The sequence below is a fragment of the Pseudomonas sp. GG8 genome, assembly GCF_052976945.1.
In genome coordinates this window covers 1654318-1668866 of record NZ_JBRIIP010000001.1, presented here as the reverse complement: position 1 = coordinate 1668866, position 14549 = coordinate 1654318, and the positions used below count along the sequence as shown (strand labels likewise).

General features: G+C 56.7%; 13 protein-coding genes. 1 reads left to right on the top strand and 12 read right to left on the bottom strand.

What is annotated here, in order from left to right:
• Positions 1-109: 109 nt before the first annotated feature.
• Positions 110-2254 carry a 3-hydroxyacyl-CoA dehydrogenase NAD-binding domain-containing protein gene (locus tag ACVBEG_RS08140; protein ID WP_447108449.1) on the bottom strand — a complete coding sequence of 715 codons (2145 nt, stop codon included), beginning with the start codon at positions 2252-2254 and terminating at the stop codon, positions 110-112.
• A gap of 43 nt (positions 2255-2297) precedes the next feature.
• Complete coding sequence (locus ACVBEG_RS08135; protein WP_322179769.1) at positions 2298-3503, bottom strand: acetyl-CoA C-acetyltransferase; 1206 nt, start codon at positions 3501-3503, stop codon at positions 2298-2300.
• 625 nt (positions 3504-4128) lie between these two features.
• On the opposite strand from ACVBEG_RS08135, the gene ACVBEG_RS08130 reads away from it, so the two are divergent.
• Entirely contained in the window at positions 4129-4962 is an 834-nt protein-coding gene (locus ACVBEG_RS08130; protein WP_322215656.1) for a cytochrome c, read from the top strand.
• A 56-nt stretch (positions 4963-5018) separates the two neighbouring features.
• Here the strand turns inward: ACVBEG_RS08130 and ACVBEG_RS08125 are convergent, their stop codons facing one another.
• The 10 genes from ACVBEG_RS08125 to ACVBEG_RS08080 all read right to left on the bottom strand — a co-directional run bounded on the left by ACVBEG_RS08125 (position 5019) and on the right by ACVBEG_RS08080 (position 14535).
• Entirely contained in the window at positions 5019-5816 is a 798-nt protein-coding gene (locus tag ACVBEG_RS08125; RefSeq protein ID WP_322179773.1) for a transglutaminase family protein, read from the bottom strand.
• Positions 5813-6772, bottom strand: a complete 960-nt coding sequence (locus tag ACVBEG_RS08120; protein ID WP_322215653.1) for an alpha-E domain-containing protein — start codon at positions 6770-6772, stop codon at positions 5813-5815. Before ACVBEG_RS08120 ends, ACVBEG_RS08125 begins: the two co-directional genes overlap by 4 nt.
• A gap of 12 nt (positions 6773-6784) precedes the next feature.
• A complete protein-coding gene (locus tag ACVBEG_RS08115) occupies positions 6785-8194 on the bottom strand; it encodes a circularly permuted type 2 ATP-grasp protein (protein ID WP_322179777.1) in 1410 nt (469 codons plus the stop codon).
• 330 nt (positions 8195-8524) lie between these two features.
• Positions 8525-8863 (bottom strand): ribonuclease E inhibitor RraB, encoded by a 339-nt coding sequence (locus ACVBEG_RS08110; protein WP_219060602.1) that lies wholly within the window; start codon positions 8861-8863, stop codon positions 8525-8527.
• Between the two features lie 250 nt (positions 8864-9113).
• Positions 9114-9350, bottom strand: a complete 237-nt coding sequence (locus ACVBEG_RS08105) for a hypothetical protein (RefSeq protein WP_323565634.1) — start codon at positions 9348-9350, stop codon at positions 9114-9116.
• A 139-nt stretch (positions 9351-9489) separates the two neighbouring features.
• Positions 9490-11577, bottom strand: a complete 2088-nt coding sequence (locus tag ACVBEG_RS08100) for an LTA synthase family protein (RefSeq protein ID WP_322215646.1) — start codon at positions 11575-11577, stop codon at positions 9490-9492.
• Between the two features lie 370 nt (positions 11578-11947).
• Positions 11948-12808 (bottom strand): polyamine aminopropyltransferase, encoded by an 861-nt coding sequence (speE, locus tag ACVBEG_RS08095; protein WP_322179783.1) that lies wholly within the window; start codon positions 12806-12808, stop codon positions 11948-11950.
• Between the two features lie 211 nt (positions 12809-13019).
• Positions 13020-13211 carry a PLDc N-terminal domain-containing protein gene (locus tag ACVBEG_RS08090; protein ID WP_322215640.1) on the bottom strand — a complete coding sequence of 64 codons (192 nt, stop codon included), beginning with the start codon at positions 13209-13211 and terminating at the stop codon, positions 13020-13022.
• A 110-nt stretch (positions 13212-13321) separates the two neighbouring features.
• A complete protein-coding gene (locus ACVBEG_RS08085) occupies positions 13322-13852 on the bottom strand; it encodes a hypothetical protein (protein ID WP_322179785.1) in 531 nt (176 codons plus the stop codon).
• A gap of 146 nt (positions 13853-13998) precedes the next feature.
• Positions 13999-14535, bottom strand: coding sequence for an ankyrin repeat domain-containing protein (locus ACVBEG_RS08080; protein ID WP_322179787.1), 537 nt, complete (start codon positions 14533-14535; stop codon positions 13999-14001).
• Positions 14536-14549: the final 14 nt, after the last annotated feature.

Sequence of the window (14549 nt, the reverse complement as noted above, 5' to 3'; positions counted from 1 at the left end):
GTACCTGACACAGTAAAGGCAATAGCGCAGGGGCAAAGCCTGCCTTGAATAACCACATCAAGGCAAGTGCCCACGCACTATTCATTTACTCCAGTTTCGCGCGCGCCCCTTAAAACAATTGGTTCTGCGCGGCTTTATCCAGCAACAGTACCGGTGGCTCGAAACGCTCTCCGTACTGTTCGACCAGATACTGCGCGCGAGCGACGAAATCCTTGAGCCCGTACTGGTTAATAAATTGCAGCGCACCACCGCTCCAGGCGGCAAAGCCGATGCCGAAGATCGACCCAATGTTAGCGTCGGCGGTGGACAACAGAACGCCCTCCTCCAGGCAACGCACGGTTTCGATGGCCTGAATGAACAGCAAGCGATCGCGTACATCCTGCGCGGCAATCTGCCCATCGGCTTTTTCGAAGCGCGATTTCAGTTCCGGCCACAAGTGCTTGGGCGCGCCTTGTGGGTAGTCATAAAACCCACCGCCAGCGGCCTTGCCTGGGCGCTTGTACTCATTGAGCGTCAGGTCGACCACCGCGAACGCAGGGTGTTGCGGCACGGGTTTGCCCTCAGCCTCGAGATCCTTGCGCGCCTGTTGGCGAATGTGGCTCATCAGGCTCAAAGACACTTCATCGGACACTGCCAGCGGCCCAACGGGCATACCGGCCTTGCGCGCTTCGGTTTCAATCATCGCCGCCGATACGCCTTCGCCAAGCATGGCAATGCCTTCGTTGGTAAAGGTTCCGAACACCCGTGAGGTGAAGAAGCCCCGACTGTCGTTGACCACGATTGGGGTTTTCTTGATTTGCAGGACAAAATCGAAACCTCGGGCCAGGGTTTCATCGCTGGTGTTGGCACCCTTGATGATCTCCACCAGTTGCATCTTGTCCACCGGGCTGAAGAAATGCAGGCCGATAAACCGGTTCTCTTGCACAATCGCCTTCGCCAGGCCGCTGATAGGCAAGGTCGAGGTGTTGGACGCGATGACAGCGTCACGCAAGGCAACCCGCTCCGCTGCAGCCGTGACAGTGCCTTTGAGCGAGCGGTCTTCGAACACGGCTTCAATGATCAGATCGCAGCCATGCAGATCGGCATCCAGCTCAGTGGCCAGGATGCGGGCCAGAATCGCATCCCGCTGCTCGGCGGTCATTCGCCCACTGGAGACCTTCTTGTCCAGCAACTTGGCAGAATGGCTTTTGCCCTTCTCAGCCGCAGCCTGACTGACGTCTTTAAGTACCACCTCGATACCCGCCGACGCGCTCACGTAAGCAATGCCCGCGCCCATCATGCCCGCGCCTAACACGCCGACTTTTTTGGTCTGATGAACCGGAATACCTGTGGGGCGTGATCCACCGGCATTGATTTCATTGAGCTGAAACCAGAAAGTGCCGATCATGTTTTTCGCGACCTGACCGGTGGTGAGTTCGGTGAAGTAGCGTGTTTCGATGATCTGCGCCGTATCGAAATCCACCTGTGCGCCTTCTACAGCAGCACACAGAATTTTCTCGGGCGCCGGGAAACATCCCTGAGTACGGTTTTGCAGGATCGACGGCGCAATGGCGAGCATTTGCGCGACTTTCGGGTGTGAGGGCGTGCCACCGGGAATCTGGTACCCGGCCACATCCCACGGTTGTTTCGCGGACGGGTTGGCGCCGATCCACGCGCGGGCCTTGGCCAGCATGTCGTCGCGGTCGCTGGCGATCTGGTCAATCAGGCCTGCTTGCAGTGCCTGTTGCGGACCAATTTTCTTACCTTCGAGCAAATACGGCAGGGCTTTTTCCAGACCGAGCATGCGCACCATCCGCACGACTCCGCCGCCGCCCGGCAAGAGGCCCAAGGTGACTTCCGGCAGGCCGATCTGAACACTGCTGCTGTCCAGAGCAATGCGATGATGACAAGCCAGGCAGATCTCCCAACCGCCGCCCAGCGCGGCGCCATTAATGGCGGCGACCACCGGTTTGCCCAAGGTTTCGAGCGTGCGCAGCTGTGCCTTCAGGTTCAGGACCATCTCGTAGAACCACTGTGCACGGGCCTTGTCGACCTGAATCAGTTCGTTGAGATCGCCACCGGCGAAAAAGGTTTTCTTCGCGGAGGTGATGATTACCCCGGCAATCGAGTCTTTCTCGGTGTTCAGTCGGGCGACGATGCTGGCCATGGCATCGCGGTACACCGCGTTCATGGTGTTGGCGGTCTGGCCGGGCATGTCGATGGTCAGGACGACAATCTGGTCCTGGCCCTTCTCATAATGGATGGCGTCAGTCATGGCGGAGGTCATAGAGAAATCCTGGTGAAGTCGGGAGACAGGCTTAATAGCGTTCGATGATGGTGGCAATGCCCATGCCGCCGCCGACACACAGTGTCGCCAGGCCATAGCGCAGCTGGCGGGCTTCCAGCTCATCGAGCAAGGTGCCAAGAATTGCGCACCCGGTTGCTCCCAGCGGATGGCCCATGGCGATTGAGCCGCCATTGACGTTGACCTTGTCGGCACTGATGTCCATGTCCTTGATGAACTTGAGCACTACCGAGGCGAACGCTTCGTTGACTTCGAACAGGTCGATATCCTCGACCTTCAACCCGGCGCGGCCCAAGGCCTTGCGCGTCGCTGGCGCGGGACCGGTGAGCATGATGGTCGGGTCGGCACTGGTCACCGCCGTCGCGACAATGCGTGCCCGAGGGCGCAGACCCAGCGCCAGGCCCTTGGCCGCGGAACCGATAAGCATGGCAGCCGCACCATCAACGATCCCGGAGCTATTGCCGGGGGTATGAACATGGTTGATGCGCTCGACATGGCTGTAGACCCGAAGCGCGGTGGCGTCGAATCCCATCTGGCCGATCATTTCGAAGCTCGACTTGAGCTTGCCCAACCCCTCCAGGGTCGAGTCGGCGCGAATGAACTCATCGTGATCAAGCAGCAGCGTGCCGTTCTGGTCTCTTACCGACACCAGAGATTTGTTGAACGAACCATCGGCGCGTGCACGGGCGGCTTTTTGCTGTGAGTACAAAGCATAGGCATCGACATCGCCGCGACTGAAGCCCTCCATCGTCGCAATCAAGTCGGCACCGATCCCTTGCGGGGTGAAATGGCAGTGCATGTTGGTCTGCGGGTCCAACGCCCAGGCACCGCCGTCGCTGCCCATTGGTACACGTGACATCGACTCGACCCCGCCCACCACCACAAGGTCTTCAAAGCCTGAGCGAATTTTCATCGCGCCCAGGTTGACCGCTTCCAGGCCCGACGCGCAAAACCGGTTGAGCTGCATCCCCGCGACGCTGACGTCCCAATCGGCGACCAGTGCAGCCGTTTTGGCAATGTCCGCGCCCTGATCACCCACCGGCGTTACGCACCCCAGAACAATGTCATCGACCTGACGGGTGTCCAGTTGGTTGCGTTGCTGCAAGGCAACAAGCAATCCCGCTATCAAGTTCACCGGCTTGACACTGTACAGCGCCCCACCCGGTTTGCCTTTGCCACGGGGCGTGCGTACCGCATCGAAAATCAAAGCTTCAGTCATGAGGTCCTCGGAGCGCAGTGGAAAGTGGGTTCCTGTACCGACACCTTAAACGTCACCCGAGCTGATTCAATGACCTAAGCGCTCATTAGGCTTGACCGCCTCGCTCAGACGAACGGTAGCTGACTAACATATCTGTATCGCAAGCCTTCAAAGCGTCTAGCAAAGGCAGTACTCGGAAGCTGGCGATGAGCCTTAGTACGTGCAATTCATATCGTCTCTTAAATGATACGAAATCGATCTAAGCCATACGTGACGCGGGTCCTAAGGTTAACCCTGTAACAGACGGACGCAAAAAAAATACAGTAGCAGTCTGAGTTGCCGGGTCTGCCGGGACACCTGTTCGCGTGTATCACCTTTGCCAGCTGCCCGATTCATGTACTACGAAATCGGAGAGCTTTAGTCGCTCAGGAATAACAACAAAAGGCAGTCAGCCATGTTTAAACATTCGAAAGTTCGTCAGGCGGGGCTTATTGTGTTCGCCACTACTCTTTTATTGATTGTGCCGAACATGACCCGTCTGTTCGGTTGAGCGTATCTTTGCCATGCCAAAGCAAGGTATTCGATACGCTGTCGAGTAAAGCGCATCTGTGCCAATCTTCCAGCCTGAATTAATGGAGATGGGTTTATGCGTCAGTGGTTAGCGTTCATACCGTTGCTCTGCTGCTTTGCTGTCAGCCACGTGGGCGTCGTCCAAGCCGCTCAATTGAGCGTCGAGCTACCCGACGGGGTCCATATTTGGGACACCGCACAGCTGCTTAAGCATCCGCAAGCGCAGCAGATCCAAATCGCCGAAGATGTTTCCTACAAACGCGCCATGACCTATCGCGCAGTGCCAATGGCGGCGCTGCTTGGGGGCATTACTGCAAAGGATCATCTCCAGGCCGTGGCCACGGATGGGTTTGCCGCCGAGATGCCCGCAGGGCCTTTGCTTGAGAGCACTGGCGCACGCGCGTGGCTGGCGATCGAAGACCCGGCAGCTCCGTGGCCCACGCTGGGCGAAAACCAGCAAAGCCCCGGTCCTTTTTATCTGGTATGGACCGAACCGAAAGCCGGCAACATCAGCCCCGAACAATGGCCCTTCGCGGTCAGTAAAGTACGAATATTAGCGTCCGTGGCTGAACGTTTCCCAATGATGCTGCCGGACCGGGCATTGGCTGCCAATGATCCGATCAATCAAGGGTTTGCACTGTTTCAGAAAAACTGCCTGGCCTGCCATCGCCTCAACGGTGCCGGTGACTCGCAACTGGGTCCGGACCTGAATCAGCCGCACAGCCCCATTGAGTACTTTGCGGGGGACTACCTCAAGCTCTACATCCGAAACCCGCAAAGCCTGCGTCAATGGCCACAGGCAAAAATGCCCGCGATCTCTACAGCGGTGCTGTCCGAGGGTGAGCTGGATCAACTGATTGGCTATCTCAGGCACATGGCGCAACGCAGAACGGCAGCGTCCCCGCTCTAAGCGCTGACGTGCCTGCGAAGAAGCTGACGCGGTGTGTCACACCGCGCTCAGGATGGTTACTGCTGCTGCACCAACAACATCGGCGAGACGAACACTTTGGCATGCATCTGCTCGCAGCCACCGCCACGGCGCATACCCCGTACCGGGCAGGCGTCGAGGTAATCCAGACCCACTGCCAGCTTGAGGTGACGCTCAGGCCGGGACAGTTGATTGGTCACATCGAAGCTGTACCAGGCGTCATCGATCCAGGCTTCCGCCCAGGCATGACTGGCCAGATGCTCGCTGTTTTCGCTATAGAGATAACCTGATACATAACGCGCGGGCACTCCCAGACTACGGGCACAGGCCAGGAACGCATGGGTGTGGTCCTGGCACACGCCTGAACGGCCAGCAAACGCTTCAGCAGCGCTGGTATCGACTTCTGTCGAACCAGGGCTGTAGGTCATGTGTTGGTTCAGACCGTACATCAAGTCGATCAAGGCATTGCGGTCTTTGCGCGTGTGGCACTGCTTGAGCGCAAAGGCACGTATGGCTTCATCGGCTTCAGTCAGACGGGTGAAACGCAGAAATGGCAGCGCTGACTGGCTTTCATGCTCAGCCTCACGCTTCTCGTCGATTTCAACCTGGCCACGGGCACCGATAATGATCGCTTCGTGGGGCTCATCCAGCGTCAATACATGAAGGATATTGCCGAACGGATCGATCTGCGCACGCACCGGGCGCGGCAAGGTCAGCTGCCAGCTGAGTACCTGCTGGCGCTCGCTGTCGTGAGGTGTCAGACGCAAATACTGGATGCTGGCGCGGACCTGATCTTCGTAGTGATAAGTGGTCTCGTGGCTAATTGAGAGTCTCATGCAGCCTCCAGGTATGAAGTGTGGATAGCGTTACCCAATTGGGCCACTAACGGAATGAATTCATTCAGCCATTCATGCAGGCCTTCACCCAGGATTTCATCGATGCTGGTATAGCGCAGACGTGCGTCCAATTCGGCGGCCAAGCGCTGTGCCGGACGGCCATTGGCGCCTGGCAGACTCGCGAGGATCTGATCGAGCTCTTCCAGACAGGCGCGCAACGAGCGCGGGATGTCGGCACGCAACAGCAGCAATTCGGCGACCTGACGCGCACCCGGCGCGTCCCGATACAGCTCGGTGTACGCCTCGAACGACGACAAGGCGCGCAACAAGGCGCTCCACTGGTAGTAGCCGTGCGCCGAACTGTCAGAGATCGCTTCGGTATTTTTCCCGAGCACTTCGAGCATCTCGTAACGGGCGTCGAGCATGCGCAGGGTGTTATCGGCGCGCTCGATGAACGTCCCCAGACGGATAAAACGGAACGCATCGTGACGCATGATGGTGCCATAGGTCGCCCCCCGAAACAGGTGCGAACGCTCTTTGACCCACTCACAAAAACGGCTCATGCCGTAACGACTCAAACCCTGCTCGGCGATGCCGCGTATCTCAAGCCACGTGGCGTTGATGTTTTCCCACATGTCTGCCGTGATTCGTCCGCGCACCGCATGAGCACTGGCCCGAGCGGCACCCAGGCAGCTGTAAATGCTGGCCGGGTTGGTCGCATCCAGGGCGAAAAAATGCAACAAGCGTTCGGCGTGCAACTCACCGTAGCGCTCCAGATAGTCGTCCAGCGTGCCGGTAATCAACAGCGGCATGGCCATTTCATCCAGACCATCGCCGCGCCCATCCTGGGGCATCAGTGACAACGAATAGCTGACGTCGAGCATCCGCGCGAGGTTTTCCGCTCGCTCCAGATAACGCGACATCCAATATAAATCCGAGGCAGTTCTACTTAGCATTGGCAGGCATCCTTAATCCTCAACCACCCAGGTGTCTTTGGTTCCGCCGCCCTGGGACGAGTTCACCACGAGAGAGCCTTCACGCAGGGCTACTCGGGTAAGGCCGCCTGGGACTACTCGGGTTTCACGGCCGGAAAGAACAAATGGGCGCAAGTCGATATGGCGTGGGGCGATGCCGTTCTCGACAAAAGTCGGACAGGTCGACAGGCATAAAGTGGGTTGTGCGATGTACGCGTGGGGCTTGGCTTTCAGGCGGGCACGGAACACTTCGATTTCAGCTGCCGAAGCCGCCGGGCCAACCAACATGCCGTAACCACCCGAACCTTGGGTTTCCTTGACCACCAGTTCCGGCAGATGCGCCAGCACGTGGGACAACTCTTCCGGTTTGCGGCACTGCCAGGTCGGCACATTTTGCAGAATCGGCTCTTCATCCAGATAGAAACGGATCATGTCCGTCACATAGGGATAGATCGACTTGTCGTCCGCTACGCCGGTCCCGATGGCATTGGCCAGCACCACATTGCCCGAGCGATAGGCCGAAAGCAGGCCCGGGACGCCGAGCATTGAGTCGGGGTTAAACGCCAGCGGATCGAGAAACGCATCATCCAGACGCCGGTAGATCACATCGACGGCTTTAGGCCCGTCAGTGGTGCGCATGAAGACGCGATCATCACGCACGAACAGATCGGCCCCTTCCACCAACTCGACACCCATCTCGCGCGCCAGAAAGGCGTGTTCGAAAAAGGCACTGTTAAAGCGGCCAGGAGTCAGGACTACAACGCTCGGATTGTCGATGGGGCTGGAGCTTTTCAAGGTATCGAGGAGCATGTTCGGATAATGATCGATGGGCGCGATGCGCTGAGCGGCGAACAGCTCCGGGAACAGGCGCATCATCATCTTGCGATCTTCGAGCATGTAACTGACGCCGCTGGGTGTGCGCAGGTTGTCTTCGAGCACGTAGTAGGTGCCGTCGCCATCACGCACCAAGTCAACACCGGAAATATGCGAATAAAGGTCACGGTGCAGATTCAGGCCCTGCATCGCCAACTGATATTGCTCGTTGGCCAACACCTGTTCGGCGGGAATAATCCCGGCTTTGATAATCCGTTGATCGTGATACAGGTCGGCGAGAAACATGTTCAACGCCTTGACCCGCTGAATACAGCCGCGTTCCACAATCCGCCATTCGCTGGCAGGAATACTGCGCGGAATCGTATCGAACGGAATCAACCGCTCAGTGCCCTGGTCGTCCCCATACAGCGTGAACGTAATCCCGGCACGATGAAACAAAAGGTCGGCTTCACGTCTGCGCTGAGCCAAAAGCTCCGGCGGCGTCTCACCCAGCCAACGGGCAAACTCCCGATAATGCGGACGGACCAGACCGCCAGCGTCATACATCTCATCATAAAAGGTGCGGATCATGCCGTACTCCTTGTCACCACGGACACCAAAGGCCTTCGCAAGGCCCGTGCCATCGGCATAAACGCTTTAATATCAAACAGTTGGATAAATCCCCTAACGCAACCGCACCATTCCTGTGCAGTAACCGCCCCAACTTATTCACCTACGCCTCATTGCGACGCGTCCTTCAATAACGCTATCTATTACCAGCATAGTCAGCGTTGATTTCACAGGTGTAATTTTGTTTCACAACCCACCCAACAATCCCTCTAACGGTTAGAACCTACAAACTAAAACCGGCTGACAAAAGGTCAGCCGGTAAGGGGATTGCAACGGGGACACCCTCGGGCGTTAATTAAAACGCTTGATTTCCTGAGTCACGCCCCACCCCTCGACCTCACCGTCCAGCGGTGTGATCACCGTTTGAAAGTCTTGCTCGAAATCATCGATCCCACCATAAGTGGCGTACATCACTTTGCTCAATTGAAGATGCCATGCCCCGTCATCACGGACGCTGACCTGCGCGTTCAAGGATTCCCCACGAAACTGCCCTGCCGCTTGCCGTGCCCGCTCCTCATCCGGGAAAACGGCATAAAACTCGATGGGATGAATACGTGCGAAATCAAAACCGCCCTCTTTCATGCGGCGCAGTACGTTACTGCTGATGTCCTCTTGATAGGCTGTGCTCATGAAACGTCCTCCTATGCAACGATAGATAGAGTTTCAACACTCCCAACGCGACCCGCCGATTGGTGGTCGCTCAGCAACAGATAGTCTGTCGCCAGGAGCCAAGCATGTAGCTGACAAGGCCAGATCTATCAGGTAGACCGGGCATCGACATGGAGGAAGCCAAAGCAAGCCAGCTTCGGCCTCATTTGCAGAGTAACCCTATCGGCCGTCCGTGCCAAATGGCAGATCAAGCAATGGCCAAAGGTATGATTCAAGGAGTTTCAGTGACCGAAATAATTTGCACACTGTGCAGTGCCTTCAGGGATTTTACCGTCGGCTCGGGTGCCCGGCCGTCAAGGTCGTTCAGATCAAGTTTATCAACCACAGGGTACAAAACCTCGCGTAGATAGTCTGCCGCTGTCTCCATATCAGGACGCTGCTCGCTGCCAAACTCTAGGCTTTGTCGGACGCCATCTTTATCAAGATAAGTAATGGTCCACTGTTTCATCTATGTCTCCTCAGCGAAGCCGAAGAAAGCGGCTTACTTAATCTGGACCCTGAAAATCCAGTATTCGTTCCACTGTTTTGGCTGCCGGGCGGACAAAAAAAGAGACCGGTAAAGGTCTCTTTTTTAGTACGCCGCTCGCTTAGCGCGGCTTGCTGTCGACCACGCCCGCGGTATTCTCCATCAGGCTCTTAGTTGCGGTTTGCAGGAAGCTTTCCAGCTTCAGCCTTAGCTGTGGTAAATCAGCTTGTTGAGGCATCAGTTCGGCGTGGGGCTTGGCGCCCAGCTCATATTGGTACACGCGAGGTTCCATATCCTTGGGCTCGATCAGAATACGATCGCCAGTCACCAGGGCGACGGTCAACTCGCCCCCCGATGGTTTGATCACGCCAAAACCTTTATCGCCTTCAGGCAGGTTCAGCAAGTCACGACCCCAGCATTGGTTACGCGATTCGCCACCCAAACGCCCCATGATGGTCGGAACGATATCAATCTGGGTGCCGACAATACTGCTGCGCTGACCGAATTTCTCCTGGACGCCTGGGCCGATCATCAGCATGGGTACGTTAAAGCGACCAAGGTCCATTTCGGAGACTTGCTGATCGTTACCGAAACCGTGATCCCCGACGACGATGAACAGGGTTTCTTTGAAGTAAGGCTCTTTGCGCGCCTTCTCGAAGAATTGCCCCAACGCCCAGTCGGCATAACGCATGGCCGTCAAATGCTCATCCAGCGTGCCATGCCCGGTAACCCGCTCGACGGGCAGGTTTTCCGGCAACGCATACGGCGTATGGTTGGACAGGCTTTGCAGCAACGCATAGAAAGGCTTGCCACCTTCGCGTGCTTTCAGCTCCTGAGCGCCTCTGTCGAACATATCCTGATCGGACACACCCCACGTTGGATCGGAGAACACGGGATCGACAAAATCATTACGGCCAATGAAGTTGGTCATGCCCTGGTTGCTGAAGAAGCCTGATTGGTTGTCCCACGCAAAATCGCCGTTGTAGACATAGACATCGTCGTATTTGCGGGCACTTAGCAACTGCGGCAGGCCGGACAGTTTGTGGCTGCCTTCCGGGGTTTGCATCAGGTATTCAAAACCTGGCAGGTTTGGAAAGCAGGCCATGGTGGCGAACATGCCCTGGTGGGTATGCGTGCCATTGGAGAAGAAGCGGTCGAACAGCAGGCCTTCCTTGGACAGCTTGTCGAAGTAAGGCGTGATGTTGGCATCGCTGCCCAAAGCACCCACCGAATGACCGGCGAAACTTTCCATCAGGATCACCACCACGTTGCGGATCGGCAGTGTTTTTTCCACGGGTGGCAAGGAATCGCGGCGCACGGCAGCGGTGTCGGCATCAACCAGCTTGTCACTGGCGGTCAGCAACATGTCACGCACGGTTTGTTCCGCCAACGGTTGGGGCAGCGTGGCCTTCCAGATATTGGCGCGCTGGTCGGACGTCAGGGCTTCGGCAGCAGAGATCAACGATAAGGTGCCATTGAGGCCCAACTGGTTGGCGAAGTTCGAATCAGTGGTGTACGCATCCCCCCAACGTAATGGCGGGCCCTGACGCAGGGTGCCACGAGCGGCGACGACGGCAACCATCAGGCAGGCCACGAACACGCCGATACGCAGATACCACGGTGCGACCGAGCGGTTGCTGCTCGAACTGACATTAAGCCGCCGACGGGTTCGAGTCAGACGGTCGATGCCCTTGAAGAGCAGACTCAGTACCCAGGTAACCGCCGCCCAGGCCAGCAGATAGCGTCCCACCGGGAAGCCGTTCCAGAGCATGCTCAGCACGGTTTTCGGGTCTTCCTTGACGTACTGGAACACCAGCCCGTTCAAGCGTTGATGGAACTCGCGGTAAAAGTCCAACTCCATCAGGCCGAGGAACAGCGTGATGCTGGCGCCAATCGTCAACCAAAACCGGAACAACCCACGCCCAGTCATTGCCCGGGCGCTGAACAACGCCAGCACCAGAGGAATGAGCAGGTAAATTGTCAGGCGCAAGTCGAAACGCAGGCCATTGACCATCGCCTCGAAAAAGGTCGACGCAGGGATGCTACCAATCATTTCGCGGTTATAGACCAGCAGCGCGACTCGCAGCAGGGTATACATCACCATCAAGACCAAGCCGCTCAGCAGCGTGTAAGCCAGATGCGATTTGACGGTGGGTTGCAGCAAGCGCGACGAGGCGTGCTGATGACTCAGGGCGTCCTGTGTGGCCATGGTGTTCTAGGATCCGTTGGATTCAGGGTAAATGAAGTTCAAATGCATGTGCGCCCTACGCTGTTCGAGACGGCGAGGTTGGCGCGGCGGGCAATTTATTCATGATCGTGTGTGGAGTTTACCAATGATGCGCGCCAAATCGCCAACGACAGCGCATCTAAAAAAAGGTTCCCGCGGCTCTAAAGCAAGGGTCTTGGCCGCCACAGGGCGAAATAACCGCGCATGATTTTCTGGAATGGGCTGTGAAAATTTCGTCTCGCGCAGCGACTTAAATGTAAGGTTGTGTGTCGGGGAGTTTGCATACGACGATCTAAATCGCTATTCCACGTAATAAAAAGCCGCCAATGATGGCGACTTTCCACATCAAAAATCAGTCGTTACTTGGCTTGTTGACTGCCTGCAAAACATACTGCGGCAACGCAAAGGCACCGATATGGATTTCAGGATTGTAATAGCGCGTCACGATACCGCTGCCGGCGAAACGCTGACGTAACGTGTCCAAAGGCAGTTTGCGGTAGTCAGTATTGGTTGCGCCCCACGCGAAGGTCATGGCGCCACCGATGTAAGTCGGGATCGCGGCCTGGTAAAAGTGCCAGTCCGGGAACAGGCTGCGCAGGCGACCGGCAGTGGTCTGCACTTCGGCCAACTGCATGAAAGGTGTGCCGTTCTGGGTGACCAGAATACCGCCTTCGTTCAGGCAGCGGCGGCAGGCCTCATAGAAGTTTTCGGAGAACAACACTTCGCCCGGGCCAATCGGATCGGTGGAGTCGGAAATGATGATGTCGAATTTTTCTTCGGTGGTCGCCACGAAGCGCATGCCGTCATCGATCACCAGATTCAGGCGTGAATCTTCAAAAGCGCCTTTCGAGTGGTTCGGCAAGAACTGCTTGCACATCTCGACCACGGTGCCATCGATTTCAACCATGGTGATGTGTTCGATGCTGCGATGTTTGGCAACTTCGCGCAGCATACCGCCATCCCCGCCACCGATAATCAGCACGCGCTTGGCTGCGCCGTGGGCGAGGATCGGTACGTGGGTGAGCATCTCGTGGTAGATGAATTCGTCGGCTTCAGTGGTCTGGATAACGCCGTCGAGCGCCATGACCCGGCCCATGCGCGGGTTCTCGAAGATCACCAGATGTTGATGCTCGGTGCGCACTTCGTGCAGCAGTTTTTCCATACGGAAGCGCTGGCCGTAACCTTCATACAACGTCTCTTGATAATCGCTCATGGGTAAACCCCTGGTGGATGCTGATAGCAACGGACAGTGAGCCGCTTTTAGTAAAAGCGCTGCCCCTGAGAAAGTCGGGCATTCTACGTCGCGGACGATGACAGGTCGAACCTCTATTGATCAGCCCATGCTGCCCGGACCTGAAAAACAAAAAGCGCCTGACTGCAGCAGTCAGGCGCTTGAGGGGTACGTCAGCGTCAGGTCAAACGTGTCAGAAGCGCACGTTACCGCGCGGTCCGGCAATCGCCCAGATGATCAAGCCCAAAACCGGTAGCAGCACAATCAGCAATACCCACAGGATCTTCATCCCTGTTTCGGCGCCGCTTTTCAATACATTGAGGATTGCCCAGATATCCAGGGCAAGGATGATCAGACCGACCAGACCATTAAACGTAGAACCCATGGTGTTGCTCCTAATTGAATACTTCTCTGATTAGGATAGTTGCACGCAGTGAGGGTTCCATTTCGCCAGCATCTTATTTTTCGTGCCCGCTGACCAAGGTCGTGCGCCGATCAAACATGCAAGGCAATGCGCAGGGCTTCCAGTGAAGGCGCTGCCGTGATACCCACTGCCGCCGCCAACTCGATCACCCGATCCTGATCCTGACCATAGATCAGCACCGCTTGCAGTTCATCGTCCAATGGCTGACTGAGGTTCATCAGTACGTAACCGCCCTTCTCCCGGTTCATGCTGCTCAGTTGAATCTGAATACGGTTGAGAGCGATCAATGCTTCGGTTTTGGCCAATTGCTTGGGTTTGATGTTGAAGGTCACGTCCTGACCGAAGGATTCAACGATCTGTGCAAACAGGTCCATGTAACTGTCGGCCTGAAACAACACGGTCTCCGGCAAGCTGCCAACCACGACCCATTCGCCCAACGGGATGGGGAAACTGTCGTCGTAGTTGATGTCAGGATTGGTCGCGAGAAACGCCTGGGGATCGGCGTAAGCTTGGGCGGCCTCAGCCGCGATGTGCGCGATTTCTTCCTCGCCCATGCAACCCGAACTGATTTTACTGATTAATTCTATGAGTTGGTTCTTCATGGGCTGTCCTGACAATAGGCGAATAGGGGGCGCGAAAACAAGGCGCGAAGGATAACTTGAAATCCATCAGGGCTCTATTGGTAAGGCCTTGATTAACGCTACCCCTGAGCGACCGCCCCAGCGCGATCACAAGGAAGTCGGAACGATCAGCCGTTGAGCTTGCTCAATTGCTCGGCGGTGTCCGCCGCGCCCATGGTTTGCGCAGCGGCCAATGGGGTGACGCCGTTGGCATCCTGCGCATGAGGGTTGGCGCCTTTAGAGAGCAGGTAATCGACGATTGCGGTGCGGTTGAACATGGCCGCCATCATGAGCGCAGTACGCCCGTCCGCAGAGGCGCCTTCGACGTCGGCGCCGTTTTCAACCAGCAGTTTGACCACAGGCAGGTCACCCTTGAACGCCGCACCGGCAATAGGGCTCTGACCGTTGTCGTTACGTATTTCAGGATCAGCTTTAAAGTCCAATAACACGCGGACGCTGTCCAGATGTCCATGGTAGCTGGCAAGCATCAACAACGTGTCGCCCTTGTGATTGCGCAAATTGGGGGTAAGACCTTTTTCCAGTAGACGCCCAAGCATCAATGCGTCGCCTTTGCGTGCAACATCAAATACCTGCTCGGCAAACTCCAGGGCCTCGTCATCGGTCATTAATGTGGCATCGGCAGCCGATTTGGAATGATCTGACATGGTGTACTCCTTGA

Excerpts from the sequence above, each read along its gene's own strand:
- ACVBEG_RS08120 (WP_322215653.1), bottom strand. The coding sequence starts at position 6,772 with ATGCTAAGTAGAACTGCCTCGGATTTATATTGGATGTCGCGTTATCTG.
- ACVBEG_RS08105 (WP_323565634.1), bottom strand. The coding sequence starts at position 9,350 with ATGAAACAGTGGACCATTACTTATCTTGATAAAGATGGCGTCCGACAA.
- ACVBEG_RS08115 (WP_322179777.1), bottom strand. The coding sequence starts at position 8,194 with ATGATCCGCACCTTTTATGATGAGATGTATGACGCTGGCGGTCTGGTC.
- ACVBEG_RS08110 (WP_219060602.1), bottom strand. The coding sequence starts at position 8,863 with ATGAGCACAGCCTATCAAGAGGACATCAGCAGTAACGTACTGCGCCGC.
- ACVBEG_RS08130 (WP_322215656.1), top strand. The coding sequence starts at position 4,129 with ATGCGTCAGTGGTTAGCGTTCATACCGTTGCTCTGCTGCTTTGCTGTC.
- speE (WP_322179783.1), bottom strand. The coding sequence starts at position 12,808 with ATGAGCGATTATCAAGAGACGTTGTATGAAGGTTACGGCCAGCGCTTC.
- ACVBEG_RS08100 (WP_322215646.1), bottom strand. The coding sequence starts at position 11,577 with ATGGCCACACAGGACGCCCTGAGTCATCAGCACGCCTCGTCGCGCTTG.
- ACVBEG_RS08085 (WP_322179785.1), bottom strand. The coding sequence starts at position 13,852 with ATGAAGAACCAACTCATAGAATTAATCAGTAAAATCAGTTCGGGTTGC.
- ACVBEG_RS08140 (WP_447108449.1), bottom strand. The coding sequence starts at position 2,254 with ATGACTGACGCCATCCATTATGAGAAGGGCCAGGACCAGATTGTCGTC.
- ACVBEG_RS08090 (WP_322215640.1), bottom strand. The coding sequence starts at position 13,211 with ATGGGTTCTACGTTTAATGGTCTGGTCGGTCTGATCATCCTTGCCCTG.
- ACVBEG_RS08135 (WP_322179769.1), bottom strand. The coding sequence starts at position 3,503 with ATGACTGAAGCTTTGATTTTCGATGCGGTACGCACGCCCCGTGGCAAA.
- ACVBEG_RS08080 (WP_322179787.1), bottom strand. The coding sequence starts at position 14,535 with ATGTCAGATCATTCCAAATCGGCTGCCGATGCCACATTAATGACCGAT.
- ACVBEG_RS08125 (WP_322179773.1), bottom strand. The coding sequence starts at position 5,816 with ATGAGACTCTCAATTAGCCACGAGACCACTTATCACTACGAAGATCAG.